Genomic DNA, 26,472 nt, shown 5'->3' with positions numbered 1-26,472 from the left:
ATGGCTGATTTCACGATGACCAAAGGCGCCGACGGCGTCGCCCTGATCACCTGGGACGTGCCCGGCAAGTCGATGAACGTGATGTCCTTCACCGGCCTGGCCGAGCTGGAGGCCTGCATCGACGACGCGCTGGCCGACGAGGCCGTCAAGGGCATCGTCATCACCTCCGGCAAGCCCGGCTCCTTCGCCGGCGGCATGGATCTGAACCTGCTGGCCAAGATGAAGGAAGACGCCGGCGACAACCCGGCCCAGGGGCTGTTCGACGGCATCATGCAAATGCATGCGCTGCTGCGGAAGATCGAGCTCGCCGGCATGGACCTGAAGACCAAGAAGGGTGGCAAGCCGATCGCCGCCGCCCTGCCCGGCACCGCCGCCGGCATCGGGCTGGAGCTGCCGCTGGCGACCCACCGCATCTTCGTGGCCGAGAACCCCAAGGCGAAATACGGCCTGCCGGAAATCCTGGTCGGCATCTTCCCCGGCGCCGGCGGCACCACCCGCATGGCGCGCAAGCTGGGCGCCATGGGCGCTTCGGCCTTCCTGCTGGAAGGCAAGATGGTCGATGCCAAGGCCGCCAAGGCCGCCGGCGTGATCGACGAGATCGCCGCCGATCCGGTAGCCGCAGCCAAGGACTGGGTGCTGGCCGCCAAGGACGCCGATCTGGTGAAACCCTGGGACGCCAAGGGTTACAAGATGCCGGGTGGCGCGCCCTATCATCCGGCGGGCTTCATGACCTTCGTCGGCGCCAACGCGCTGGTCCACGGCAAGACCAAGGGCGCCTTCCCGGCCCCGAAGGCGCTGCTGTCGGCGGCCTATGAGGGCGCACTGGTCGATTTCGACACCGCGCTCAGGATCGAGGCGCGTTGGTTCACCCATGTGCTGATGAATCCGTCGTCCTCGGCCATGATCCGGTCGCTGTTCCTGAACAAGGAAGCGCTGGAAAAAGGCGCGGTGCGGCCCAAGGACGTACCCGATCAGCGGGTGCAGAAACTGGGCGTTCTGGGTGCCGGCATGATGGGCGCGGGCATCGCACTGGTCTCGGCCCAGGCGGGGATGCAGGTGGTGCTGATCGACCGTGACCAGGCCGCGGCCGACCGCGGCAAAGCCTATACCGAGGCTTATCTCGACAAGGGGATGAAGCGCGGCAAGGTGACGGCGGAGAAGAAAGAGGCGATGCTGTCGCTGATCACCGCCACCCCGGATCTGGAGCAGCTCAAGGGCTGCGATCTGATCATCGAGGCGGTGTTCGAGGATCCGAAGGTCAAGGCCGAGATGACCCAGAAGGTCGAGGCGATCATCCCCGAAGACTGCATCTTCGCCTCCAACACCTCGACCCTGCCGATCACCGAACTGGCCAAGGCCTCAAAACGACCGGAGCAGTTCATCGGCATTCACTTCTTCTCGCCGGTCGAGAAGATGCTGCTGGTCGAGATCATCAAGGGCAAGGAAACCGGTGACCGCGCGGTGGCCAAGGCGCTGGATTACGTGCGCCAGATCCGCAAGACGCCCATCGTCGTCAACGATGCGCGGTTCTTCTACTGCAACCGCTGCATCATTCCCTACATGAACGAGGCGATGCGGATGGTGACCGAGGGCGTCTCTCCGGTGCTTATCGACCATGCCGCACAACAGCTCGGCTTCCCGGTGGGGCCGATCCAGTTGACGGATGAGACCTCGATCGACCTGGGCGCCAAGATCGCGCGGGCGACCAAGGCGGCGATGGGCAATGCCTATCCCGAAAGCCCGTCCGACGATCTGGTGTTCTGGATGGAGGACGCGGGCCGTCTGGGCCGCAAGTCCAAGGCCGGTTTCTTCGACTATGACGAGAACGGCAAGCGGCTGGGCTATTGGAAAGGCATGGCGGACAAATACCCGCTGGCCGAACCGCAGCCCGACCTGATCGAGGTGCAGGAACGGCTGATGTTCGCCCAGGTACTGGAAGCCGTCCGCGCGCTGGAGGAAGGCGTTCTGATGGATATCCGCGAAGGCGATGTCGGCGCCATCCTGGCCTGGGGCTTCGCCCCCTGGTCCGGTGGCCCGCTGAGCTGGCTCGACATCATCGGCGCCGAATATGCCGCCGAACGCTGCGATCAACTCACCGCCGCCTATGGCGAACGCTTCACCTGCCCGCCGCTGCTGCGCGAGATGGCCGAAAAGGGGGAAAGCTTCTACGAGCGTTTCAACCCGGATGCCAAAGCGGCCTGAGACAGGCCCATGTGACCACGATCAGGACCCGGCGACTTGCGCGCCGGGTCTTTTCTTTTCCGCCAGGACGCCACACGAAACAGTTTATTAACCAGCACGCGCGAAAGTCATCCCGAGGCGCAGACGCGAAAGGCAGCCGCGTGCAAGGAACCATTCTCATCCTCGACGGGGTGGCGACCACCCGGATCATGCTGAAGGTGCAGCTTTCGGCGGCCTGGTATCGCGTCGTGCAGATCGGTCGGCTCGCCGGCATTCTGCAGCTTGTGCGCAAGGTGCGGCCCGATCTGATCATCACCTCGCTGACGCTGCCCGACGGCGATGCCAGCCGCCTGCCGCAACTGCTGCGTCCCGACCCGCTGCTGGCAGCGATCCCGATCCTTGCCATCGTCGGAGAGAACGACCGTGCCGCCCGGCTCAGGGCGCTGGAGGCCGGTATGGACGAGGCACTGTCCCAGCCGGTTGACGACCGGTTGCTGCAGGCCCGGGTGCGCAGCCTGATCCGTTCCGGCTTCAGCGCCGAGGAAATGGATCTGGCCACCGCGCCGCTGCCCTTGCAAGGCTATAGCGCGCAAGGTTTGGCCGACCCCGCCAGAAGCTATGTCCCGCCGCCGAGCCGGGCGCAGGTGATGCTGCTGAACCGGCAGGATCGATCAACCCGGGAATGGCGCTCGGCAATGCGGGATTGCTGTCACCACCAGATCGAAAGCCACCGGATCGGCGACATGCATCCCCTGTTTCAGGGCCAGCCCCCCGACGCCGTGGTGGTGGAATTGGCGGAACATGACGACGCGGGGCTCAACCTGCTGGCCGATCTGCGTGCCCGGGGCACGACCCGTGAAAGCGCAGTGATTGCCGTGCCCGAACCCGGCAACGCCAGGCTTGCCGCCGAAGCCCTGGATCGGGGCGCCCATGACGTGCTGACCAATGGCTTCGACCCCGATGAGCTGGCGCTGAAGCTCGATGCGCAACTGCGGCGCAAGCAGCGGTCGGATCGGATGCGCGCCACCCTGCGCAACGAATTGCGCGCTGCGGTGCAGGATTCGATGACCGGGCTTTATAACCGCCGCTATGCCATGCCCCGCCTGGCGGAGATCGCCCGGGCCGCGAAGGAACGAAACGAAAGCTTTGCAGTGCTGCTGGCCGATCTGGATCATTTCAAGCGCATCAACGACAGATGGGGCCATCCGGCAGGCGATGCCGTCCTGATCGAGGCCGCCGAACGCCTGCGCGCAGCGCTGCATCCCGGCGATCTGATCGCCCGAATGGGAGGAGAGGAATTCCTGATCGCCCTGCCCCGGTGTCGCCCGGAGGAGGCGGAAAGCGCCGCCCGGCGGCTCTGTGCGGCGATCCAGTCTTCGCCGTTCCAGACGTCGGCCACGGCAGAGCCCATCGCCATGACTGTCAGCATCGGGGTCGCGCTCAGCACGCCCGAGACCGGCAGGTTCGGCAGCCCGCTGCCCGGCCAGGAGAAAGAGGATCCGGCACAGGCGCTCAGCCGGCTGATCCGGCGGGCGGATCGGGCGCTTTATTCGGCCAAGCGCAGCGGCCGCAACCGGGTGAGGCTGGCACAACCCGCCGCCACCGCCTGACATCAGCCCAGGCCCAGCCATCAGGGTGATGATGCCCCCGCTGACCGGTCTGTCACCGAGCCCCACCCCGGGGCACGGCGGTCATTTGTCCGACCGGTCCTTCCGGCGTTCATCCTGACGACGCAGCGCATCCTGCAACCGGTCGGCATATTGGTCGCGCTGCGCGTCGCTCATCGCCGCGACCCGGGACAGCCAGGCTGCATGCATCGCGGTTTCGAACGCCTGCTGGCGGGCCGCGTCCCTGGCAACGAAAGCCTCGAGCGGTGCGGGATCGAAGGGCACTGCGCGCAGCGCCGTATCCAGTGCGGCGGCTTCGGCCCGACGCCGGGCATTGCGATCCTCACGCGTTTCCCAACCCCGATCACGCAACATCTTGCGATCTTCCCGCGGCAATTCGCGGAACAGCAGCGCCCCCAGGGGCATCGGCGGATGGCTGCGCTCGTGCCGCTCTCCGAACCGGATGGCAGCTCCGATCACCAGCCCCGCCACCGCCAGGTTCAGCGCCAAGGACACTGCCAGAAGGCCCCGCAGCCAGGGCCGCATCCGGGGCGGCTTGCGATCACTGTCAGTCACGGTCATCTCAACCATCCTCCTGCAACATGGCGGACAGAACATAACTGCTGTCCAGAACATCGACATCGGCCTGCTGGCCTTGCTGCATGACCACGTTCAGCGGATCAGGCAGAAAATTCGGCGGCGCCACCCCCAGCCAGATACCCGCAGCCCCGGCAACGGCCATGCCGCTCAGCGCCGGCCAACCGCCCAACGCCCCCCAAAGCTGTGAGAGCAGCCCGCCGGAACTGCGCTGCGGTTCATCGGCGATCACCGGCCGCCCGAAGCCCGCCTGCACCATCGCGGCATCGGCCCGCATACGTTCGGCAAGACCCGCAGGCATGCCGATCCGATCATCCCGGGCAGCGGAGAAGAAGGCATCCAGCCCGACGTCCCGTGTCAGTTTCTCAGCCATCGTTATACCCCAATTCCTCACGTCGCCCGGCCAGCCCCGCCGCCAGCGCCCGTTTGCCCCGGGCGGTCAGACTCTCGACCGCGTCGACACTGATTTCCATGATCTCAGCGATCTCCGGATTAGAAAGTTCCTCGATGTGGCGCAGGACCACCGCCTGCCGCTGTCGGTCCGGCAGGACCATCAGCGCGCGCTGCAGAGCCTCGGCCCGGGCCCCGTCCTGCATCAGCTCGGGCGCACCCGGCGCCGGATCCATCGGCTCTGGCACATCGTCCAGCCGCTCCGCGCCGGCACGCGCGCCCCGCCGTTTGCGGTCAAGACAGAGATTCATCGCCACCCGATACAACCAGGTCGATACCTGCGCCTGTCCCGGACGCCAGTCCGGCGCCATCTTCCACAGCCGCATCATCGCCTCCTGGGCGACATCCTCGGCCTCGTCCCGATCCCCCAGCACCCGCATCGCAACGCCGTAGACGCGCGGCCCCAGCCGCGCCGTCAACTGCCGTGCCGCCTGCGGATCGCCATTGGCGAAAAGCACCAGCAACGCATCGTCAGACAAGGTCTCGTCCGGAACGGCCACCGCTTCGCCCCGAGGCGAAGCGGCCTGATCATGCCCGGCGCGGGAGCCGAATATACGCCCCATCCGGGCCACCGGATCAGTTGTTGCCCTGCATCGGCGCTTTCCCGGCACCGCGGCCGGGACCGTCACAATTGCCATCCATCATCCACTGACGCTGGTGCATGTGCTTGCCGTCGGGATCGCCCATCCGCTTGTGGTCGAACTTCCGCATCCGGGCCTGAGCATTGTCGAACTCCTCTTTCGAGATAGTGCCGCTCTGGTCCTGATCCATCCGCGAGAACATGCGGTTCATCATACCGTCGGATCGGCGCGGCCCCTTCATTTCGTCAGCGCTCAGGGCGCCATCGCCGTTCTCGTCCATCTGCTTGAACATCCACGCCGCGCGCTCGTCGGCCCGCTGACGCGCCTGCGCCTGCATCTCTTCCAGGCTGATCGTGCCGTTGCCATCCGCATCCAGGGCATTGAACCGCCCCTGCACCCGGGCCTGCATCTCTTCCTTGGAGATCTGGCCATCGCCATTGGTATCCAGCTCTTCGAAGGACATTCGCGGCCCCATGCCCCGGCCCATGCCGGCCGCATCCATTGCGCCCTGCTGCGCCAGAACCGCGGTTGCGGCAACCGCCCCTACTGCGACAACGATACCTGCGATGAAGTGACGGTGTTTCATTTCTGTCTTCCTTCCGCTGTCCGACAGCCCCTTGCCGTCGTTCATACTCTTCAAACGGGGGCGGGTGCAAAATCCGTCGAAAAAAATCTCTATTTCCTTTCGCGGCGGGATTTGCGACGCTTTGCTCTGGTCGCGCGGCCCCTGCGCCACCGGCCTTCTGGGAGGAAAACCATGCAAGACCAGTCCGACACCGCACCCGAAGCAGAGATAGATGACCGTCCGCTCTGGACCTCGCTCCGGCGCGGGTTTCGCGGGCGCTGCCCGCATTGTGGCCGCGGTCGGCTGCTTCACAGCTATCTCAAGGTACAGGATCGCTGCGCCACCTGTGGAGAGGTCTATCGCCACCATCGCGCCGATGACGGGCCGGCCTATCTGACCATCCTGTTCGTCGGCCATCTGATCGCGCCACTGCTGCTGGTGGTCTTTGAAATCTACCGCCCCGATCCCATGGTGCTGTTTTCCATCTTTGCGGTTGGCTGTCTGGCGCTGTCACTCTACCTTCTGCCCAGACTGAAGGGCGCGGTGGTCGCATTCCAATGGGCGCGGCGCATGCACGGGTTCGAAAACGCGACATGACCCTTCTGCAAGGTCAAAAGGAGGGGACAGAGATGAGCGAACCGACGAAACCGCAGGACAAGACCGCGGTGCGCAACGCCGCAACCGTGATCGCGCTGCGCGACAGGCACGACAAGCCGGCGATCCTGATGGGTCAACGTGGCGCCAAGGCGGCATTCATGCCGAATAAATTCGTCTTCCCCGGCGGAGCAGTCGATCCGGGAGATGCCGGCATTCCGTTGGCCGCACCGCTGCCACCGCTATGTTTCAACCGTCTGGCAGACAATGCCCCTCAGGGCATGCAATCGGCGCTGGCCGCCGCCGCGATCCGCGAGCTTTGGGAGGAAACCGGGCTGATCCTCGGCCGCCCCGGGCAGTGGCCCGGCGCCGCCCCGCCCGATTGGCAGAGCTTTGCTGCCACCGGCCACATCCCGTCGGCCGAAGCGCTGCAATTCGTCTTTCGTGCGCTCACCCCTCCGGGCCGACCGCGCCGGTTCGACGCCAGGTTCTTCCTGGTCGATGCCGCCGCGATCCAGGGCAATCTGGACGATTTCACCCATGCCTCGGACGAGCTGTCGCATCTGCAATGGATCCCGCTGACCGAGGCGCGCCGTTTCGACCTGCCCTTCATCACCGAGGTCGTGCTGGCCGAGGTTGCCGGCCGGGTCCAGGACCCCTCTCCGCCCGCTTCGGTTCCCTATTTCCGCAACGACGACGAAGAAAGCCTGTTCCTGCGCCTGAACGGCCATCCGATGCCCGACGGCTGAGCCTCAGATCGCCAGCACCAGCGCCAGAATCGACAGGCCCAGCAATCCCATCCCGGCGATCTCTCGCCGGGTTATCTTTTCGTGAAAGAAAAGGATCGAGGCAAGAAGGCTCAAGAACAGCTCGACCTGGCCCAGTGCCTTCACGTAAGCCGCGTTCTGCAGGGTGAAGGCCAGGAACCAGCAGAATGATCCGCCAAGGCTGGTGAGCCCGACGAAGACCGCCGTATGCCGCGCCGCCCAGACCGCCCGCAGCTCTGCCCGATCGCGCCACAGCAGCCAAAGGCCCATCGACACCATCTGAAAGCTGACCACACAGGCCAATGTCACCCCGGCGCGGAACACCGGGTCCGGGCTGTCCAATTCAAGCGAGGCACCGCGATACGTCACCGCCGAGAAGGCAAAGAGCACGCCGGAGCCCAGCCCCAGCATTGAGGCGCGGTTGGTGAGATGCCGCCACCAGGCGCCATCGCTTTCGGGCGGTTTCGACAACACCAGAACTGCGCTCAGCCCCAACAGGATCGCCACCCAGCCGCCCAGGCTGATCCGATCGCCCAACAGCAGCAGACCGACAATGGCCGTCTGGATCACCTCGGTCTTCTTGAAGGTGATGCCGACGGCAAAATTTCTCTGCTTGAACAGCGCCACCACGCAAAGTGTGGCCAAGATCTGGGTGGTGCCACCGACCACGGCGAACAGCCAGAACCGCAAGTCAAGCGACGGCAGGCTGCGCCCGGTCATTGCAAGATAAGCCGCCAGTACCAGCAGAACCACCGGCGCCGAATAGACAAATCGCGAGAAGGTCGCGCCAGCGACCGACAAGCGGGAGCCGCTCAGCACCTTCTGCAGCATGAAGCGCACGGTCTGAAAGCTGGCGGCGGCAAGGGTAACGGGGATCCAGAGAGCCATGCCTCCCTATGCGCCCAAATCCCCCTGCCGCCAGAGCGGATATCACCGCACAAGGCCGACGGGCCGCCTGGCCGCCGCCTCACCGCGGCTGCCCGACGAAGCGCCCAGCCCCCTCAGGCAGCGACAGCGCCGCATGCGCCGCCGCGATCCGATCCAGCGACGCCGCGACCTGCGGCGCCGGGACCGAGGGGCGCCGGGTCTCAAGACTGACGTGGATCAGCATATGCTCCCCCGTCGCCAGCAGCTCATCGCCGCGCCACATCTGGTGAAACAGATGCATCTTCTTGCCCTCCCCCATCAGCAGCCTTGTCCGCACCTCGATCCGGTCGCCGGCATGGGCCTCAGACAGATGGCGGACATGGGTTTCGGCGGTGAAGTAACTGCCGCCGGAGGCGATGTAGTCGGCATCTGCCCCGACCAGTTCCATGAACCGGTCCGTTGCGTCACAAAAGGCCTGCAGATAGCGCGCCTCGTTCATATGGCCGTTGTAATCGGTCCAATCCAGCGGCACCGCGCGGCGCACCGTCACGATGGGTTGCGAGACATCTTCAAGGTCGCCCGCCCGCGCTGCCAGGACGCTATCGGCCCGCAGCCGCGCGTCCTGGGCGTTCAACAGCTCTCCCGCGCCCCAGTTCTTGGCCTTGAGCGCCCGCATCATGCTGACCAGATTGTCGTCGCGGATGCGTTCGAGATCGCGGATCGAATAGGCCCCCGATTGCGCGTCCGACTGATCCGCGATCAGATCGACCAGTTCTTCGGTGAACTCGGGCACATCCATCAGCTTGGTCCAGGGCCACTTCAGCGCCGGGCCGAATTGCGCCATGAAATGCCGCATCCCCGCCTCGCCGCCGGCGACGCGATAGGTCTCGAACAAGCCCATCTGCGCCCAGCGAATGCCGAAGCCGTAGCGGATCGCATTGTCGATTTCCTCGGTCGTGGCGATGCCGTCGCTGACCAGCCAGAGCGCCTCGCGCCAGACCGCTTCCAGCAGCCGGTCGGCGACATGGGCGTCTATCTCTTTCTTCAGGTGCAGCGGATACATCCCGATCGACGTCAGCGTATCGGCCGCCCGCGCCACCAGTTCCGCAGGGTTCTCCGGGCTGCTCACCAGCTCCACCACCGGCAGAAGATACACCGGGTTGAACGGGTGGGTCACCACGATCTGCCCGCCCCATGCGGCGCCCTGCTGCAATTCCGACGGCTTGAACCCCGAGGTCGAGGAACCGATCACCGCCCCCGGATCGCAGGCGGCCTGAATCTGCGCGAAGACCTTCTGTTTCAGCGCCAGCTGTTCCGGCACGCTTTCCTGAATCCAACCGGCGCCCGCGACGGCCTCGGCCAGATCGCTGTGAAACGTCAGCCTGCCTTCCTCGGGCAGCGCCACGTCGGTCAGCCCGGGCAGCGACCGGCGGGCATTCGCCAGCACCTCGCCGATCTTGCGCTCGGCCTCCGGATCGGGGTCGAAAATCCGCACGTCCCAACCATTCAGCAAGAACCGCGCGGCCCATCCGCCGCCGATCACACCGCCGCCCACGATGGTTGCGCTCTTGGTCATGGCACCAAAGTCTCCGTATGTCCGTCAATGGCCAGGATCTGGCCGGAAATCTTGCTTGCCGCCGGCGAAGCGAGGAACAGCGCCATATCGGCAACCTCCTCCGCCGTGACCCAACCGCGCAGGCTGACACCCTTCACATATTGCTGGCGCATCGTCTCGATCGAAAGGCCGGAGGCCGCCGCCTCCCTGGTCAGCACCCATTCCATCCGCGCGCCCTCGACCGCGCCGGGCGCCAGTCCATTGACGCGCACCCCGGCCGGGCCCAGCTCCATCGCCAGGGTCTTGGTCAACCCGACGATGCCCCATTTGGCGGCGGCATAGGGCGCGCGCAGCGGATAGCCGAACAGCCCGGCGGTCGAGGAGGTCAGCAGGATCAGCCCCGCCCCCTGCGCCCGCATCACCCGCGCCGCCCAACGACACGTCAGAAACGCCCCGTTCAGCGATACATCGAGGCAGGCGCGCCAGCCGGCGTAATCCAGATCCTCGATCCGGCCAGCCGGTCCGCCGATGCCGGCATTGGCACAGACCACATCGGCCCCGCCCCAGGCGGCCTCGACCTCGGCCAGAAAGGCGCCCATATCGGCCTCATCCGTGACATCGGCGCGGGTGACGATCCAATCCGGATGCGCCGCCGCCGCCGCCTCCACCGCAATGACATCGGCATCGCAGATCGCCAGCCGGTCGCCGCGCGCGGCGAACCGCGTCGCCAGCACCAGACCGATGCCGGCGGCACCGCCGGTGATCACCACCCGCTGCCCGCTCATCGGCTCAAACCAGCTTCGGGGCGCGCTTCACCAGGCCCAGCTTGGCGCGCACCTCCTCCGGCCCGATCACCCTTGCCCCCATGCGTTCGATGATACCCACGGCGCGATCGACCAACTGTGCATTGCTCGCCAGCACTCCCTTGTCGAGCCAGAGGTTATCCTCCAGCCCCACCCGCACGTTGCCCCCCGCCAGCACCGAGGCGGCGACATAGCCCATCTGGTTGCGCCCCAACCCGAAGGCCGAAAACGTCCAATCCTCGGGCACATTGTTGACCATCGCCATGAAGGTGTTCAGATCGTCCGGCGCCCCCCAGGGCACCCCCATGCAAAGCTGGACCAGCGCCGGGCCGTCCAGGACGCCGTCCTTGACCAGTTGCTTGGCGTACCACAGATGACCGGTGTCAAAGGCCTCGATCTCGGGCTTCACCCCCAGGTCTGTCATCATCCGGCCCATCGCCTGCAACATGCCCGGCGTGTTGGTCATGACATAGTCAGCCTCGGCGAAGTTCATCGTGCCGCAATCGAGCGTGCAGATCTCCGGCAGGCATTGCGCGACATGCTCGACACGCTCCGCCGCACCGACCATATCGGTGCCCACCTCCATCACCGGCAACGGCCGTTCGGTCGGGCCGAAGATGATATCGCCCCCCATTCCGGCAGTCAGGTTCAACACCACATCGACCTGCGATTCCCGGATGCGCTCGGTCACCTCGCGGTAAAGTGCCAGATCGCGCGACGGTGCCCCGGTTTCAGGATCGCGCACATGACAATGGACCACCGCCGCCCCGGCCCGCGCCGCCTCGATCGCACTTTCGGCGATCTGCGCCGGGCTGCGGGGCACATGCGGGCTGCGATCCTGGGTGCCGCCCGATCCGGTCACGGCACAGGTGATGAAAACCTCGCGATTCATGGTCAATGGCATGGCGCCCTCCTGTTCTGTCGCGCCGAGGATGTGCCGGATTGGCGAATTAAAGTTTCCTTGATACGAATGAAACTTTATGAAATGCGCAAAAAATATCCTGGTGCCCGATGAGGTGCCGCTCGACACCGTGATCCTGCTGCCACAGGAGACCAACACGCTCAGCTTCGCGGCCACAGTCGATCCGATGCGCGCCGCCAACCGGCTGGCGGGACGGCCCCTGTTTCGGTGGCGGTTCGCCACCCCTGACGGCCAGCCGGCAGGGCTGACCAGCGGGATCGCGGTGCAGGGGGAGGCGCTGGCGCGGATCGACCGCTGCGACCTGCTGCTGGTGATTGCGGGCTTCGGGCTCGAGCGGCACGACACCCCCACGCTGCGCGCTGGCCTGCGCCGGATCGCCGCCACCGGCACGACCCTGGCCGGGGTCGACGGCGGCCCCTGGCTGCTGGCCGCCGCCGGCCTGCTCGATGGCTATCGCGCCACCACCCATTGGGAGGATCTGGACCGCTTCGCCACCCGCTTCCCCGAAGTCCAGGTGCTGCGCGACCGGTTTCATGTCGACCGCACCCGGCTGACCTGCGGCGGCGCGCTCCCCGCGATCGACATGATGCTGCATCTGATCGGGCGCCGCCATGGCGCGGCGTTGGCGGCGCGCGTCGCCGGGGTGTTTCTGCACGACACCCCCAGCAACCCCGCCCGCGCCCAAAGCCGCAGCGCCCGCGACCCGCGCCATTCACGCCTGACCGCGCGCGCCAGCCTGCTGATGGAACAGCATATCGACCAGCCGCTCGCCCTGCCCGATCTCGCCCGACGCTGCGGCTGCAGCCCCCGCACGCTCGAGACGCAGTTTCGCGCCCGACTCGACACCACGCCCAGCGCCCATGGCCTGAGCCTGCGACTGGCGGAGGCAAAACGGCTGGTCACCGACACTGACCTGCCGATGATGGACATCGCGCTCGCCACCGGCTTCGCCTCCGCCGCCAGCTTCTCCCGCGCCTTTCGCGCCGCCCACGGTCAAAGCGCCCGGAGCCTGCGCCAGGCTGGCACCTCCTGACCTCCGCCTTTTTCTGGCCCTAAATATCCCCGCCGGAGGCATGCCGCATCAGCGGCATCCCCCCGCCTGCGGCGATCAGTAGGGCATCGGATGGGCGCGGTGCGCCTGGTCGATCTCGGCCAGGACCTCCTCGCTCAACGTCACCTCGACAGATCCCAGAATACGGTCCAGATGCTCCAGCCGCGTGGCGCCGAAGATCGCGCTGGCCATGAACGGCCGGGTGCGGCACCAAGCCAGAGCCAGATGCACCGGGTCGAGCCCGTGCCGCTCCGCGATCGCCACATAGGCTTCGACCGCACCATCGACGTAAGGCGTTTTGCGCCCGCCCATCTCCGGCACCAGCGACATGCGCGATCCCTCCGGCACCGCACCATCGCGATACTTGTCGGTCAGGAACCCGGCCGCCAGTGGAGAATAGGCCATAAGCCCGACATCCTCGTAACAGGACAGCTCCGCCATATCGGTGTCATAGAGCCGGCAAAGCAGCGAATATTCGTTCTGCATCGTGGCGACACGGGGGCCGCCGGTCTCCTCTGCCAGGCGCAGCCATTGCGCAGTGCCCCAGGCGCTTTCGTTCGACAGGCCGAAGTAACGGATGTTACCGGCCTTCACCTGCGCCTTCAGCGCCTCGAGACAATCGACCATATTGTCGATCACGGCCGCGCGGTCCCCGCCCGAGGGATCATAGGTCCAGTTCCTGCGGAACATGTAACTGCCACGATTGGGCCAATGGAACTGATAGAGGTCGATGACATCGGTCTTCAGCCGCTTGAGCGAGCCTTCGATGGCCCCGGCGATGGTCTTCGACGAGATCGGCGCCCCGTCGCGCGCCACCATCGAGCCCTCGCCGGAGTGCTTGGTGGCCAGAACGAACTCCTGCCGCCGGCCCGGGTTGGCGGCGATCCAGTCCCCCACGATCGCCTCGCTGTGGCCCATGGTTTCCTTCCGGGGCGGGTTCACCGGATACATCTCGGCGGTGTCGATGAAATTGACTCCCGCAGCCAGCGCCCGCTCGATCTGGGCGTGTGCCTCCTCCTTCGGGGTCTGATTGCCATAGGTCATGGTGCCGAGGCAAAGTTCGGTCACCATCAGGCCGGTGCGGCCCAGTGGATTCATCTTCATCGCGCGAAGTCCTTCCAAACGGATCGAGTATTGTGTCGGACCGGACCCTAGCGGCTTGATCGGCAAGGGCAATCGGAAAGCGCCGCGGACCGCCCGCCCTGACCCGGCACGCCTTTGGTCGCAGGTCTGCGGCTAGAAAAAAGGCGCTGTCGGTGCTGACGACGGGTCGGGGCGACGCGATATGTCGCAAAACCGCTCGACATCCGGACAAAGACCATCAGGGTGGGTGGACCATGCGCCTGATCGTCTCTTTCTTCGCCCTCTTCCTGTCCATCCTGCTCCTACAGCTTTCGACCGGCGGGGTCAGTCCGCTCGATGCGCTATCGGGCCTGTCACTGGGGTTTTCCACCGCCGAGATCGGCGTGCTGGGGTCGTCCCATTTCCTCGGATTCTTCATCGGCTGCTGGTGGGCGCCGCGGCTGATGGGCACCATCGGCCATTCCCGCGCCTTCGCAGCCTTCACCGCGGCCGGCGCGATCGGGCTCTTGGCCCATATGCTGGTGATCAGCCCCGCCGCCTGGGCGGTGATGCGGATGGCCTCGGGGCTCTGCGTTGCCGGTTGCTATACGGTGATCGAGGCCTGGCTACAGGCCAAGGTCACCAATGAGACACGCGGCCGCGCCATGGCCACCTATCGGGTGGTCGACATGAGCGGCTCGCTGCTTGCGCAGCTTCTGATCGGCGTGCTCGCCCCGGCGAATTATGTCTCTTACAACATCCTCGCGATCCTGTGTTGCGCGGCACTGCTGCCGCTGACCCTGACCCGCGCGGCACAGCCCGAAACGCCGTCCGCGCCGCGACTGCGCCCCGGCCTTCCGCTCAGCCGGTCGCCGCTGGCGGTGGCGGGCGTGCTGGTGGCGGCACTCTCCTCCTCCTCCTTCCGGATGGTGGGGCCGGTCTATGGCCAGGAGGTCGGGCTTAGCACCGATCAGATCGCCAGTTTCCTCGCCGCATTCGTCCTTGGTGGCGCGCTGGCGCAATATCCCGTCGGCTGGCTTGCCGACAAGTTCGACCGCCGCCGAGTGCTGATCTGGCTGTCGGCAGCGACAATCCTGGCCTCTGGGATCACCATCGCCGCGCAAGAGATCGGCACCTGGGGGGTGATGGGCACGGCCTTCCTGTTCGGGCTGACCAGTTTTCCGATCTATTCGGTCTCTGTCGCCCATGCGCATGATTTCACCGAACCTTCGGAGCGCGTCGAACTGTCGGCGGCGTTGATGTTCTATTTCGCGCTGGGGGCCATCGCGGCGCCCTATACAGCCTCTCTGCTGATCGGCGCCTACGGCCCCCCGGCCATGTTCCTGCTGATCTCGGCAGCACATGCCCTGCTGGTGATCTTCGGGCTGCTGCGCATGCGGGCGCGTCCCGCCCAGCGGCACACACGCTATATCTACAGCCCACGTACATCCTTCCTGATCGGCCGGCTGACCGGGCGACAGCGTGATCGTGACCCCTAGGCGCGACGCGCCCCTCGCCCCGCCGGCTGGCCGCTTTCCCTGAGCGCGACGCAGAAGAAAGGAGACCATCCTGGCTCTCGACCTCGACGCAAGACAGTGATCCTCACCAACGTCGCCCCGGGCATCGGCAAGACGGCCGCCAAGGAATTGGCGAGGCAGGCCTGTTTCCGGCTGTCGGACCGGGCGAGTTTCATCACCGGGCCCTATCATCTGCTCGGCGGCGGCCATACTGCCCCAACGATCTGGCCCAACGATCTGACCGGCGTCCCGCCTTCCCCCCGCGCGCTTGCCTCTGGCCTTTCGGCGGCCTGAAATGTAAGGGATGTCCGATCACGAAACAGTCGGGCATCCCATGGCACGCATTCTCATCACCTCCGCGATCCCCTACATCAACGGGATCAAGCATCTGGGCAACCTGGTGGGCTCGCAGCTCCCCGCCGATCTCTTTGCCCGTTACCAGCGCGGCCGTGGCAATGAAGTGATGTTCCTCTGCGCCACCGACGAACACGGCACCCCGGCGGAATTGGCCGCGTCCAAGGCCGGCAAGCCGGTAGACCAATATTGCACAGAGATGCATGAAGTGCAGGCCGATATCGCCCGCCGCTTCGGCCTGTCGTTCGATCACTTCGGTCGCTCGTCGAGCCCGCAGAACCACTGGCTGACCCAGCATTTCGCCGGCCAGCTGGCCGAACACGGGCTGATCCGCGAAGTGGTGGAACAGCAGATGTATTCCAAGGCCGATGGCCGTTTCCTGCCCGACCGCTATATCGAGGGCACCTGCCCAAACTGCGGATACGAGAGTGCACGGGGCGATCAATGCGACAACTGCACCAAGCAGCTTGACCCGACCGACCTGATCAACCCGCATTCGACGATCTCGGGTTCCACCGACCTGGAACTGCGCGAAACCAAGCACCTTTACCTGCGTCAATCGACGATGAAGGACAAGCTGGAGGCCTGGATCGACAGCAAGACCGACTGGCCGGTACTGACCACCTCGATCGCCAAGAAATGGCTGAATGACGGCGACGGGCTACAGGACCGTGGCATCACCCGTGATCTGGACTGGGGCATCCCGGTCAAGAAGGGCGCCGAGGAGTGGCCAGGTATGGAAGGCAAGGTCTTCTACGTCTGGTTCGACGCGCCGATCGAATATATCGCCTGCGCCAAGGAATGGGCCGATGCCAAGGGGCTGGACGATAGCGCCTGGCAACGCTGGTGGCGCACCGACAAGGGCGCCGACGACGTCCGTTACGTCGAATTCATGGGCAAGGACAACGTGCCGTTCCACACTCTGGGCTTTCCCGCCACCCTGATGGGCTCGGGCGAACCGTGGAAGCTGGTCGATTACATCAAGTCGTTCAACTATCTGAACTATGACGGCGGCCAATTCTCCACCTCACGCGGGCGCGGTGTGTTCATGGATCAGGCGCTGGAGATCCTGCCGGCGGATTACTGGCGCTGGTGGCTGCTGAGCCACGCGCCGGAAAGCTCGGACGCGGAATTCACCTGGGACAACTTCCAGGTTTCGGTCAACAAGGACCTGGCCGACGTGCTGGGCAACTTCGTCAGCCGGATTACCAAGTTCTGCCGCTCCAAGTTCGGCGAGGTGGTGCCCGAGGGCGGCACCTATGGCGCGCAGGAAGAGGCGCTGATCGCCGATCTGACCGCGCGCCTGCGCGCCTATGAGGCCTGCATGGAAGCGATGGAAGTCCGCAAGGCCTCGCAAGAACTGCGGGCGATCTGGGTCGCGGGCAATGAATACCTGCAATCCGCCGCCCCCTGGTCGACCTTCAAGGAAGACCCCGAGCGCGCGGCGATGCAGGTGCGGCTGGGGCTGAACCTGATCCGGCTTTACGCGGTGCTCTCGGCCCCCTTCATCCCCTTCGCCTCTGCCACGCTGGTCGAAGCGATGCGGATCGAAGATCAGAGCTGGCCCGCCGATGTCGTAACAGCGCTTGCCGCCCTGCCCGCCGGCCATGCCTTTAGCGTGCCGGACGTGCTGTTCGCCAAGATCAGCGACGAGGATCGCGAAGACTGGCAGACCCGTTTCGCCGGCATCCGCACCTGAGGCGACAGCTGAAACCAAGACAGAGGGCGTGCCAATGGCGCGCCCTTTTCATTTGCAACGGCTCCCGCGTTATGCGGCCCCGTTCCACCAGTGTATCGGGCCATCACAAGCCATTTCAGTCGAGGAAGATTATCCCGCTCAGACCACAGAGGTCATCGACACGGGGCTTGTCATGGGACATCGGGACACAAGACGCCAACACGGCATCATGTCGATCTGAACAAATCAATGGGCCCGGAACCGGCCCCATTGGTCCCGGTCTGCACCATCCGCGCCATCGGGGATGATGGCGCCGATGGGTCGCATCAGGGTCAGCGCGTCAGATAGCCACCGTCAATCGGAAGATAGGCACCATTGACGAAGGTCCAGTTCGGTGCGGACACCATGGCCACGACAGAGCCGACCTCTTCGGGTTCGCCCATGCGACCGACCGGATGCGCGGTATCAAGATCTGCGCGCGAGGCGGGATCGAGATTATCCTCCATGCCCGTCTTGATGAAGGCGGGTCCGACAGCAATGGCGCCAACGCCCTTGTCGGCATAGTCCACTGCAACCTGTTTCGTCAGGCCGACAACCGCGTGTTTCGTGGCCACGTAAGGTGCCATGCCGGGAAATCCGACCTGGCCGAGAATCGAGGCGACATTGACGATCACACCGCCGCCATTTTGCACCAGCGCCGGGATATGTGCGCGGATACCGTAGAACACGCCATCAAGATTGATCGACATGATGCGCCGCCACAACCCATCGTCGATTTCCGCCAGCGGCGTGGCGGGCGGGGCTACGCCTGCGTTGTTACAGGCAATGTCGAGCTTGCCATAGGTAGACAGCGCTTTTGCGACGAGCGAATCGGTATCTTTGGCCGAGGCCACATCGGTGTGCTGGAACTGGGCGACGCCGCCGGCTTCGGTGATCAGCCGGACAGTCTCTGCCCCGGCGTCATCGTTGAGGTCGGCCACCACAACCTGTGCCCCTGCCTTTGCATAGTGAAGCGCGATTGACCGGCCGATACCGGCACCCGCGCCGGTCACGAGAGCGACCTGCCCATCGAGGAAATGATTTGCCGATGTCGTCGATTATCTCCGTTCAGGAAGCCTGGACCATCACGCGGCAAGAGGGGCAGGTCTCTGCCTGATCGGCCTGTTTCGTGGGATGCGACCCGGTGGTTTCATTGCGGGGCAGAGGCAGCCCTCAGCCCTGCGTTGTCGAATTAGTTCATCAGGCTCAGCTTGCCCTTCAGGTTGGTGAACGCCCCATCCGTTGCCGCGATATTGGTATAGACGGTCCCCCCGGCGATATCCTGCACATGGGTCACATTGGAGCGGGTGCTGTTGGGTTCCAACCAATAGGCCATGAACACGCCCGGCCGGATCGCGACGGCGGTATAACTGACCGTATCGGACAACTCGCCGAACGCCCCGGTCAAATCCGTGAAGGTCATCTCCCGGTTGGTCTTGAAATCCAGGCCGAAGGCGAAATCGCCGAAATCGGCCTTCGCCTTGCGCCCGACGAAGGGATAGAGCTGAGCAACCTCCCACGGGATTTCCCCGGTGAATGCCTTTGCGCACATGTCGAGGAAATCCTTGACCGGCAGGTCCGGATACGCCCGCAGGACCGGGTCGATGATATCGCCGAGGACTGGGCGTTTTCGGCCGCGGCACGCCAGGTGCGCAGATAGTCGGTAAAGAACGGCACCACCTCGGGAGCGTCGGAGAACGCACCGATGATATGGCCGCCAATCACCTTTTCAGGGGACAGGGCCGCGATCTCCTCAAGCCGCGCGATCCATTGGTCGGCCGCCTCAAGGCTGGTCGTGTCGGCCATCCACGGATGTGCCCCGGTGAAGATGGAAACGCCGCCCAGAACGGTTTTCAGTGCGAGAACCCACAGGAAGATATGGGCCGGGTCGTCCTTGGACTGATGCACCTCGATCTCTTCGCCTTCGATGACGATATTGCCGATCAGAGCATCCGGCGTGATCAGTTCCTGCGGGGCGTCGTCGCCGAGTTGATCCTGCCAGACCGTCAGCTTGTCGGCTTTGGTCGCCTCGATCAGCCAGGCGGTTTGCGCTGTGGCCACGATACGGGCATCGGGAAATTCGGCGCGCAGGGTGTCGAGCGCGAAGTAGTAGTCCGGATCACTGTGCGAGATGAAGATCGTGGCCAGCTTGCGTCCGACTGCCTTGATCCGATCCGCCAGTTCCCGCGCCTTGGAGGCTTGGAACTACGCGTTGATCAGAACGGCTTCGCTTTCGCCGTAGATCAGGGTCGACGCGATGGGGAAGATGGCATCTTCGGGGACGTAAGTTTCTGCATGCAATGACATATTCTGTTCCTTTCGGAGGTTGCCTCAGACCGATGATCGGACTGAGGCGGTTGAGCTGCTGCGGATCGCGGCGCCGCTCGACTACGGACAAAGCTTCCTTGTTCCTGTGCTTGCGCAGTTCCGCGCGCTCTATCCAGCCTGCACGGTGGCGCTCGATCTCCGCGACAGTCTGGTGGATCTGCAGGCGGGCGACTGGGATCTCGCGATCCGGCTCGGATGGCTTTCAAACTCCAGCCTCAAATCAAGACGGGTCGGAAGCATCATGCAGCATCTCGTGGCGGCGCCGTCCCTGGCAGCACAGTTCGCCCCCCCGACCCACCCGGAGGCTCTCGGGCCATGGCCCTTTGTCACGAACAGCGCGCTGCGTGAGCCCCCCGGCACGAGTTCACAAGCGAGGACGGGCGCCGGGTACGCATCAGGCCAAGAGTCGTGGCCGGCATGACCACCACACCGGCGGTACTGGCAGGGGTTCTGGCCGGTCTCGGCGCGGCGAGCCTGCCCGATTTTCTCGTTGCCGAGCCGCTCAGGGACGGGCGGTTGGTAAAACTTCTGCCCGATTGGCGCCTGCCCGAGGGAGGCATCTACATGGTCTATCCCCCCCCGCGCGCTTCCGCCCTCCGCGTGTGGTGGAATTCACGAAACTGCTGATCAGCGCGGAAAAGCAAAGAAAAAAGGGCTGACCGCGCCGGGCAGAACCGGCCGGAACTGTCCGCATAAAGCGCCCCACGGACGCGGGAAACGTTTGGCGCGGCAAGACAAGACAAGACAAGACAAGACAAGACAAGACAAGACAAGACAAGACAAGACAAGACAAGACAAGACATGCCCGCATTCTTGGCCGGCAACAACGCAAGGCGCCGAAAAACGAAGACAAGCGCCAGCTCCGGACGATGAAGTCCGCCGCTTGAGCACGGCAGCCTCATTCTTCGCATCCACGATCCCCGGGCCGCTCCCCTTCATCGGTTCCCGCATCGTCTCTCGGCCCTCCTGAAACAGACGCACACCTGTTTGTGCCGAAAAGGCATGGACATGATTGGCATCCGGGACGAGGGAAATCCGCGCGCCCTCGCGGTAATCCGCTTCACGAGGCAATACGGCCGAGGCATAGTCTTCTGCCATCTGGCAATGGGCGATACGGCTGCACCAAGGTCTTCGATCTGGTCAATGCGGGCAGACAGGCCCGGCTGGCCGACGGGCCTGACCATGAGATCTTCGGGGCGTATGCCGAAGGTGTAGCTGGTCCCCGGTGCGATCCGCAGACCGGTGTGCAGCGGCGTGTCAGGCGGCGTGTCAGGCGCCATGTCCAGCCGGGTGGTGCCATCGCTCTCCACCCGCGCAGGGAACAGGTTCATCGCCGGCGCGCCCAGGAAGCTCGCCACGAAGGTGGTATGCGGGGCGGGCATAGATCTCTGCCGGGGTTCCTGTCTGTTCGATCCGCCCCGCATTCATGACGACCAGCCGATCGCCCATGGTCATGGCCTCGACCTGGTCATGGGTCACCAGCAGCGATGTCGCCCCGAGCTTGCGGTGCAGGCGGCGGAGTTCGATCCGCATCTGCACGCGCATCTTGGCATCGAGATTGGACAGGGGTTCGTCGAACAGGAACAGGGCCGGCTCGCGCACGATGGCACGGCCCATGGCGACGCGCTGGCGCTGCCCGCCCGACAGTTGCTTGGGACGGCGCCCAAGATAGTCCGTCAGGCCCAGAACCTCTGCCGCCTCGCGCACCCGGCGATCACGCTCTGCGCGCGGCACGCGGGCCAGCTTCAGCGGATAGCCAATGTTGGCCGCAACCGTCATGTGAGGATAGAGCGCGTAGTTCTGGAATGCCATGGCGCAGCCGCGGTCAGCCGGCTCGTGGTCGTTGACGACCTCTCCGGCGATGGCGATCTCGCCGCTGGTGATCGTCTCCAACCCCGCGATCATGCGCAGCAGAGTGGACTTGCCGCAACCGGAAGGCCCGACGATCACCACGAAGTCGCCCTTCTCAAAGGTCAGGTCCAGCCCGTGCAGGGTTTGAACGCCATCATAGCTTTTCTTGAGGTTGCGGATGGACACATGGGACATCAGGCAGCTCCCTGGATGAAAGTCTCGTTCAGCATGCGCGCACGGATGCGGGCGATCTCGGCCCCGGTGAGGCCATTGGCCAGAAGAAAGGTCTCTGCCCCCCCGTGGGTCTGGTCGATATGGTCGAGGAAGGCCTCCATTGTCGGGCTTTCGCTGGCCAGAAGCGGCGCATTGACGTCAAAGTCCTGTCCGGCGGCTTCCACCTCGCGGCGCAGGGCGGCGAACATCGCAGGAGCCTGCCGGCTGGTCAGCGCGTAATCGGCGACGATGTCGTCGCGCGCCACACCGACAAGGGACAGCAACAGGGCCGAGATGATACCGGTCCGGTCTTTGCCTGCAGTGCAGTGGAAAACCACGGTGCCCGGGGCTGCGGCAAGCAGGCGTAGCACCTCGATGACCTCAGCCGCCCTGACCGCCATCGCTTCGCAATACAGCAACAGAAGCGCATCCTCTGCCTCGACAAGATCGGTGCGGGTCGGGTCCAGCGCGCCGAAAAGCGACACATTGTGATATCGGATCGTGGGGTGACCGGCCGCGACGGGGTTGGGCTGCGCGCCGGCCTCCTCCGCATGGCGCAGGTCGATCACATCGGTGCAGCCCATGCCAGCCAAGGTGGCAAGGCCATCAGCATCGACGCGATGCAAGCTGTCTGCACGCAACGCGCGGCGCCAGACCGTCGTGCCATCGCCCGCCGGATAACCGCCGAGGTCGCGCATGTTGAAGCAGCCCGCCAATGGAATGTGTCTGAGATCAGTCATCAGCGAAGTCCGGATTTCATGAAGGAGGCGATCACCTGGCGCTGCAGCACGAGGTAGATCAGAAGGATAGGCAGACTGGCCATCGTCGAGGCCGCCATGAGTGGCCCCCACTGAGTGCCTTCTGCGGTGATGAACATCTGCAGCCCGATCTGAACCACCGAATTCTCCGGCGAACGGGTCAGCAGCAGCGGCCAGAAATATTCGTTCCAGGTGGTGATGAAGATCAGGATCGCCAGGGGCGCCAGAGTGCCGCGCAGATTGGGCACGATGAGCTGCCACAGGATATGTGCGTGGGTAGCGCCGTCCATGCGCGCGGCCTCGATCACCTCGGAGGGAAAGCTGCGCATGGCCTGGGCCAGCAACATGATCGCGAAGGCAGAGGCCACATGCGGCAGGATCAGCGCACCGAGGGAATCGATCATCCCCATCCGGGCGACCAGCAGGTAGTTCGGGATCATCACGACCTGAAGCGGCACCAGCCAGGTCAGGGCGATGGCCCCGAAGAGGAAGCCGGCACCGCGGAAGCGCCAGCGGGCAAAGGCATACCCCGCGAGGATACCCGTCAGAAGCTGCACCGGCGTCACGACCAGCGAGACGGTAAAGGTATTCACCAGCATCCGGACCATCGGCATCGTCCCGAGCGCATAGGCATAGTTGTCCAGGCTGACGGCATCGGACCAGAGCGCGGAGGAGAAGATCTCGTTCTCCGGGCGCAGCGACGTCACGATCATCCAATAGACCGGGAAGACGCAGATCAGCGAGACGATCATCATCAGAACCTGACCCACGGCATTGTCCCACCCCTTGGGCAGGAGGCGCGCGCGGCGGCGCCAACGATGCAGGGGCGCACGAAGGGCCGCGTCAGTCGTCATGGAATGTCACCTTGGATTTAAGGGCGAAGAGGGCAGCGGCGAGCAAGCCGAAGCCGACGCCGACGCCGACGCCGACGAATAGGGTGACTGCGGAGGCAGATGACCAGCCCACCGACAGCGAGCCGAAGCCGAATTGCCAGAGCAGGTAGTAGATGTTCGTGGTCGAGCCGAGCGGTCCGCCCTCGGTCAGGACATGGATGTAGGCAAAGCTCCACTGCGCACCCAACAGCACGACCATCAGGATCAGCAGCATTAGGGTCGGCGAAAGAAGCGGCAGCCGGATATCGCGGATGATCTCCCATTTGGAGGCGCCATCCAAGCGGGCTGCCTCGATCTGCGACGTGTCGATCGCAGCATCGGCAGCGGAGAGGATCAGCGTCGCGAAACCGACGAGCTTCCAGCCGGTGATAAAGGTAATGGTCCAGAGCGTGATATCCGGGTCATACGGGAAATCCACCGGCGAGCTGCCCAGCTTCTGCAGGCCAAGATTGATGATGCCGTGGCCGGGATCCAGCAGCCAACGCCACACGGCAGCCGCCACGACCGGCGGAATGATCATCGGCACGAAGATCAATCCCCGATAGAGGTTGCGTAGGCGCGGCGGTAAGTCCTGCGTGAACAGCGCGATCACCAAGGGCAGCCCCACAGCCAGCGGGATCAACCCCAACAGATAGTACCAGGTGTTCGACAACGCCTGCCAGAACTTGGGAAGCTCCAGGATGTTGCAGTAGTTATCGAGGCCAACCCAATGCTTGGGCGACACTGGAAGCATGTTCCATTGCCGAAAGCTCAACATGAATGCTTCGAACAGGGGCTGATAGACCCAGATCACGAAACAGGCCACCGCAGGCAGCAGGTAGAGATAAGGACGCAGCGCGCGGTCCCCCCTGCGTAGGGGCGTATTGCGCCTGCGGGCCTGACCGGGCCACGACACGTGCACGCGAGAAGGAGCGTCGGACATGTCTGAACCTTTCCATGAGGAACGGCGCAGCCTACCCGCGCCGTCCTTGGATCGTCGTACGATCGGGATCAGGGCATCATGCGCTGCAGGCGTTCCTGCGCGCTGCTCAGTTGGCCGGCGACGTCGTCATCGTCGCCAAAGGTCGCCATCTCCATCGCGTCCATCATCGAGATCACGATCTGCAGGTAATTGGGACCCGGCAGGGGGCGGTAGGGCGTCATGTCGGAAAGCTGTTCGAGGTTCGGCTGCAGCAACGGGTTGGCAGCGGCCCAGTCGGCCAGATATTCCGGATCATTCACGATCTCGGGGCGCAGCGGCAGATAGCCGATCTCGGAGGTGATCACCGTGTAGCCGCGCTTGGAGGTGAGATACTTCATCAACTCCCAGCTTGCGCGCTGCTTGGCCGGATCGGTCGAGAAGGTCATCAGCGCCGCCCCCGAGTTGCTGGGCTTCACCGGATAACCGTCGAAAGCGGGCATGGCGGCGGTGCGCGGTTCGAAATTATCCTTGGCACCCACCACAAGATAGCCCTGCACGGCAGAGGATTGCAGGTACATCGCGGTATTGCCCGAGGCCATCCCCTCCATCTGCGCCATGATCGACATGTTGCCCATCAGCTCGTTCTGAGCCAGATCGCGCATCGTCTCGATGGCCATCACACCCTGAGGGTCGGCAAAGGTCAGCTCGGTCCGGTCGTCATTCATGACCGAACCACCTGCCGAATTGAGGCTCCCCAGCATCAGCCAATCCAGCGCGGTCGGCCCATAGATGCCCGTTGCCAGCGGCAGGTGGTCGGTCTTCTCGGCAACCGCCTCGGCCGCAGTGCGTAATTCGCTCCAGGTCCGGGGCGGTTGCTCGGGATCGAGGCCCGCCTCACGGAAGATGTCGGCATTGTAGAACAGCACCGGCGTAGAGAAGGTATAGGCAAGGCCGTAGGCTTTCCCGGCGATACGACCAAGTTCAAGACCGTTGGGCACCATGCCTTCGAAATGCGCCTCGAGCTCAGCCGGCGCGATCATGTCTTCCAGCGCCTTGGCGCCGAAGTTCTCAGCCAGGTATCCCAGGTTCGGGAAGGTGATCTGCGCCACGTCGACAGGTTGGCCCGCCACTATGTCAGCCTGCACGTGCGCGGTGATGTCCTGCGCCGGCACCGGCACGCCCTCGACCTTAATGAGAGGGTTCAGCGCCTCGAACTCGGCGATCATCTTGCGCGTGGCATCGGCGCCGCCCCCGGCACTGCTCAGGTTATAGTTATAGAAGGTGATGGTAACCGGTTCGGTCACTTCCTGCGGAATGGTCTGGGCGCCTGCCATTGTCGCGCTCAGGGCGATCGTGGAGGCGATCAGGATCGTTTTCATGGGGTCTCTTTTCTGAACAAACGAATTGACTGGAGAGAATTCCCGCAGATCATTCGGCCGCGGCGCGATGGGCAGCGATGTGATCCGCGATCAGTTGCATGTCGATCATATGCCGGACTTCACGCGTTTGCGGATGGGGGACGAAGGTGGTTGTCAGGCCCGAGAGGTAGAGCGTGCAGACCCCGAGCCCGCTGCCATCCAGCATGTGGAAGGCGCGCGGGAAAGAAAGCGCATCGGTCCCGGCGTGATTGCCCATGCCGATGACCACGGGCACGCTATACCAGTGCGAGACGCGGTCCATGTGGATGTGCCCCGCCAGGATACCGACGATATTCGCGCCCTTAATCGCTGTGTGCAGCGCCTCGGTGGAACCTGCAGACAGCGTTTCCCACTCCATCTCGTGCCGTTCAGGTCGATCATCAGCGCGTGGTGCATGACCAGGAGCTTGGGCAGCTCGAGGTGGTCGGCAAGGCGGGATGTCAGCCATTCCATCTGGCCATCTTCCCAGAACCCGCCGACTTCGCCGGGCTTGGAGTTGTCGAGCATGATCACGTGCAACCCGTTCAGAACATGATCGTGGTCGACCGGCTTCGCAGGTTCCTGGTGCAGCTCGGGAAGGGCCGCGGCAAAACCCTCACGCTTGTCGTGGTTGCCCAGGGTGTAGAGGATCGGCATCTCAAGCCCGGCATCCGCGGCGATGCCTGCGAGGGTGCGATAGGATGCTTCGTCCCCGTTGTTGGTCAGGTCGCCAGAAACCAGGATGAACACGGGCGGCGTCTCCATGCGCTTCACCTCTGCAAGACTGCGACGCAGGTTTGCGCTGGTGTCACTGAATAGCATGTCGTCCTGCAATCCGGGGGCGTTCACGTGCAGGTCGGTCAGGTGGAGGAAGGTCAGCGGCTGGTCTGCAATGCGGGGTTCCTTTGCAGGTTTCTGTTCCGTATCTCGGGCACATGGTG

The 26,472-nt window shown here is 64.5% G+C and carries 27 protein-coding genes and 2 pseudogenes; 11 read left to right on the top strand and 18 right to left on the bottom strand.

Features of this window, described 5'->3' with window-relative positions; all coding sequences use genetic code 11:
• Positions 1 to 2,202: a 3-hydroxyacyl-CoA dehydrogenase NAD-binding domain-containing protein gene (locus G455_RS0115625; protein WP_028094553.1), complete on the top strand. Its 2,202-nt coding sequence runs from the start codon at positions 1 to 3 to the stop codon at positions 2,200 to 2,202.
• Between the two features lie 140 nt (positions 2,203 to 2,342).
• A complete protein-coding gene (locus tag G455_RS0115620) occupies positions 2,343 to 3,791 on the top strand; it encodes a diguanylate cyclase domain-containing protein (RefSeq protein ID WP_028094552.1) in 1,449 nt (482 codons plus the stop codon).
• An 81-nt stretch (positions 3,792 to 3,872) separates the two neighbouring features.
• Here the strand turns inward: G455_RS0115620 and G455_RS24335 are convergent, their stop codons facing one another.
• From G455_RS24335 to G455_RS24330, 4 genes are read right to left on the bottom strand one after another with little or no spacing between them, the layout of a single operon-like run.
• Positions 3,873 to 4,370, bottom strand: coding sequence for a periplasmic heavy metal sensor (locus G455_RS24335; RefSeq protein ID WP_035366864.1), 498 nt, complete (start codon positions 4,368 to 4,370; stop codon positions 3,873 to 3,875).
• Between the two features lies 1 nt (position 4,371).
• Positions 4,372 to 4,758 (bottom strand): hypothetical protein, encoded by a 387-nt coding sequence (locus G455_RS0115610; protein ID WP_028094551.1) that lies wholly within the window; start codon positions 4,756 to 4,758, stop codon positions 4,372 to 4,374.
• On the bottom strand, positions 4,751 to 5,398 hold the full coding sequence (locus G455_RS0115605) for an RNA polymerase sigma factor (protein ID WP_084437106.1): 648 nt from the start codon (positions 5,396 to 5,398) through the stop codon (positions 4,751 to 4,753). Before G455_RS0115605 ends, G455_RS0115610 begins: the two co-directional genes overlap by 8 nt.
• A 13-nt stretch (positions 5,399 to 5,411) precedes the next feature.
• Positions 5,412 to 6,002 carry an EF-hand domain-containing protein gene (locus G455_RS24330; protein WP_084437105.1) on the bottom strand — a complete coding sequence of 197 codons (591 nt, stop codon included), beginning with the start codon at positions 6,000 to 6,002 and terminating at the stop codon, positions 5,412 to 5,414.
• Positions 6,003 to 6,173: 171 nt separating this feature from the next.
• Between G455_RS24330 and G455_RS0115595 the strand changes: the two genes are divergently transcribed.
• Entirely contained in the window at positions 6,174 to 6,578 is a 405-nt protein-coding gene (locus G455_RS0115595) for a DUF983 domain-containing protein (RefSeq protein WP_028094549.1), read from the top strand.
• Positions 6,579 to 6,610: 32 nt separating this feature from the next.
• Positions 6,611 to 7,324, top strand: coding sequence for an NUDIX hydrolase (locus tag G455_RS0115590; protein ID WP_028094548.1), 714 nt, complete (start codon positions 6,611 to 6,613; stop codon positions 7,322 to 7,324).
• A 3-nt stretch (positions 7,325 to 7,327) separates the two neighbouring features.
• Here the strand turns inward: G455_RS0115590 and G455_RS0115585 are convergent, their stop codons facing one another.
• From G455_RS0115585 to G455_RS0115570, 4 genes are all read right to left on the bottom strand, one after another.
• The gene (locus G455_RS0115585; protein WP_028094547.1) at positions 7,328 to 8,230 is read right to left on the bottom strand and encodes a DMT family transporter; all 903 of its coding nucleotides are present in this window, start codon (positions 8,228 to 8,230) and stop codon (positions 7,328 to 7,330) included.
• Between the two features lie 79 nt (positions 8,231 to 8,309).
• Positions 8,310 to 9,785, bottom strand: coding sequence for a carnitine 3-dehydrogenase (locus tag G455_RS0115580; protein ID WP_028094546.1), 1,476 nt, complete (start codon positions 9,783 to 9,785; stop codon positions 8,310 to 8,312).
• Complete coding sequence (locus G455_RS0115575; protein ID WP_028094545.1) at positions 9,782 to 10,549, bottom strand: SDR family oxidoreductase; 768 nt, start codon at positions 10,547 to 10,549, stop codon at positions 9,782 to 9,784. Before G455_RS0115575 ends, G455_RS0115580 begins: the two co-directional genes overlap by 4 nt.
• A gap of 4 nt (positions 10,550 to 10,553) precedes the next feature.
• Positions 10,554 to 11,471: a BKACE family enzyme gene (locus G455_RS0115570; protein ID WP_028094544.1), complete on the bottom strand. Its 918-nt coding sequence runs from the start codon at positions 11,469 to 11,471 to the stop codon at positions 10,554 to 10,556.
• Positions 11,472 to 11,547: 76 nt separating this feature from the next.
• Here G455_RS0115570 and G455_RS0115565 point away from each other — a divergent pair, with 76 nt between their 5' ends.
• The gene (locus G455_RS0115565) at positions 11,548 to 12,522 is read left to right on the top strand and encodes a GlxA family transcriptional regulator (RefSeq protein WP_028094543.1); all 975 of its coding nucleotides are present in this window, start codon (positions 11,548 to 11,550) and stop codon (positions 12,520 to 12,522) included.
• Positions 12,523 to 12,597: 75 nt separating this feature from the next.
• Here G455_RS0115565 and G455_RS0115560 read toward each other — a convergent pair whose 3' ends face one another.
• On the bottom strand, positions 12,598 to 13,644 hold the full coding sequence (locus G455_RS0115560; RefSeq protein ID WP_028094542.1) for an aldo/keto reductase: 1,047 nt from the start codon (positions 13,642 to 13,644) through the stop codon (positions 12,598 to 12,600).
• A 233-nt stretch (positions 13,645 to 13,877) separates the two neighbouring features.
• On the opposite strand from G455_RS0115560, the gene G455_RS0115555 reads away from it, so the two are divergent.
• The 3 genes from G455_RS0115555 (at position 13,878) to metG (ending at position 17,172) form a co-directional block, all read left to right on the top strand.
• The gene (locus G455_RS0115555) at positions 13,878 to 15,101 is read left to right on the top strand and encodes an MFS transporter (RefSeq protein ID WP_028094541.1); all 1,224 of its coding nucleotides are present in this window, start codon (positions 13,878 to 13,880) and stop codon (positions 15,099 to 15,101) included.
• 96 nt (positions 15,102 to 15,197) lie between these two features.
• Positions 15,198 to 15,413, top strand: coding sequence for a hypothetical protein (locus tag G455_RS0115550; protein ID WP_028094540.1), 216 nt, complete (start codon positions 15,198 to 15,200; stop codon positions 15,411 to 15,413).
• 40 nt (positions 15,414 to 15,453) lie between these two features.
• Entirely contained in the window at positions 15,454 to 17,172 is a 1,719-nt protein-coding gene (metG, locus tag G455_RS0115545; RefSeq protein ID WP_028094539.1) for a methionine--tRNA ligase, read from the top strand.
• A 311-nt stretch (positions 17,173 to 17,483) separates the two neighbouring features.
• Here metG and G455_RS0115540 read toward each other — a convergent pair whose 3' ends face one another.
• Entirely contained in the window at positions 17,484 to 18,203 is a 720-nt protein-coding gene (locus G455_RS0115540) for an SDR family NAD(P)-dependent oxidoreductase (protein WP_028094538.1), read from the bottom strand.
• 179 nt (positions 18,204 to 18,382) lie between these two features.
• Complete coding sequence (locus G455_RS26965; protein ID WP_051312561.1) at positions 18,383 to 18,742, bottom strand: MoaF-related domain-containing protein; 360 nt, start codon at positions 18,740 to 18,742, stop codon at positions 18,383 to 18,385.
• Positions 18,743 to 18,900: 158 nt separating this feature from the next.
• On the opposite strand from G455_RS26965, the gene G455_RS26960 reads away from it, so the two are divergent.
• The 3 genes from G455_RS26960 to G455_RS27120 are packed head-to-tail and all read left to right on the top strand — an operon-like array spanning position 18,901 to position 20,145.
• Complete coding sequence (locus G455_RS26960; RefSeq protein WP_229861802.1) at positions 18,901 to 19,494, top strand: hypothetical protein; 594 nt, start codon at positions 18,901 to 18,903, stop codon at positions 19,492 to 19,494.
• 22 nt (positions 19,495 to 19,516) lie between these two features.
• The gene (locus G455_RS27125) at positions 19,517 to 19,939 is read left to right on the top strand and encodes a LysR substrate-binding domain-containing protein (RefSeq protein WP_051312560.1); all 423 of its coding nucleotides are present in this window, start codon (positions 19,517 to 19,519) and stop codon (positions 19,937 to 19,939) included.
• The gene (locus G455_RS27120) at positions 19,936 to 20,145 is read left to right on the top strand and encodes a LysR substrate-binding domain-containing protein (RefSeq protein WP_051312559.1); all 210 of its coding nucleotides are present in this window, start codon (positions 19,936 to 19,938) and stop codon (positions 20,143 to 20,145) included. The genes G455_RS27125 and G455_RS27120 overlap by 4 nt, the downstream gene beginning before the upstream one ends.
• A gap of 345 nt (positions 20,146 to 20,490) precedes the next feature.
• On the opposite strand, the pseudogene G455_RS24320 reads toward G455_RS27120, so the two are convergent.
• The 7 genes and pseudogenes from G455_RS24320 to G455_RS27205 all read right to left on the bottom strand — a co-directional run.
• Positions 20,491 to 21,564: pseudogene (locus G455_RS24320) on the bottom strand (ABC transporter ATP-binding protein); the annotation flags it as partial.
• Positions 21,564 to 22,322, bottom strand: coding sequence for a tyrosine-protein phosphatase (locus G455_RS0115515; protein ID WP_035366863.1), 759 nt, complete (start codon positions 22,320 to 22,322; stop codon positions 21,564 to 21,566). The gene G455_RS0115515 and the pseudogene G455_RS24320, both read right to left, overlap by 1 nt.
• Positions 22,322 to 23,194 (bottom strand): carbohydrate ABC transporter permease, encoded by an 873-nt coding sequence (locus tag G455_RS0115510; protein WP_028094534.1) that lies wholly within the window; start codon positions 23,192 to 23,194, stop codon positions 22,322 to 22,324. The genes G455_RS0115515 and G455_RS0115510 overlap by 1 nt, the downstream gene beginning before the upstream one ends.
• Entirely contained in the window at positions 23,184 to 24,155 is a 972-nt protein-coding gene (locus G455_RS0115505; RefSeq protein WP_028094533.1) for a carbohydrate ABC transporter permease, read from the bottom strand. The genes G455_RS0115510 and G455_RS0115505 overlap by 11 nt, the downstream gene beginning before the upstream one ends.
• Before the next feature lie 68 nt (positions 24,156 to 24,223).
• Positions 24,224 to 25,513 (bottom strand): ABC transporter substrate-binding protein, encoded by a 1,290-nt coding sequence (locus G455_RS0115500; RefSeq protein WP_028094532.1) that lies wholly within the window; start codon positions 25,511 to 25,513, stop codon positions 24,224 to 24,226.
• 49 nt (positions 25,514 to 25,562) lie between these two features.
• Positions 25,563 to 25,910 (bottom strand): hypothetical protein, encoded by a 348-nt coding sequence (locus G455_RS26950; protein WP_051312558.1) that lies wholly within the window; start codon positions 25,908 to 25,910, stop codon positions 25,563 to 25,565.
• A 77-nt stretch (positions 25,911 to 25,987) separates the two neighbouring features.
• Positions 25,988 to 26,353 (bottom strand): annotated as a pseudogene (locus G455_RS27205) (metallophosphoesterase); the annotation flags it as partial.
• Positions 26,354 to 26,472: the final 119 nt, after the last annotated feature.

Source organism: Pseudodonghicola xiamenensis DSM 18339 (assembly GCF_000429365.1).
Lineage (GTDB): Bacteria > Pseudomonadota > Alphaproteobacteria > Rhodobacterales > Rhodobacteraceae > Pseudodonghicola > Pseudodonghicola xiamenensis.
Note: the sequence above shows the minus strand (reverse complement) of the source record. Positions and strands in the feature narration are given on the sequence as shown.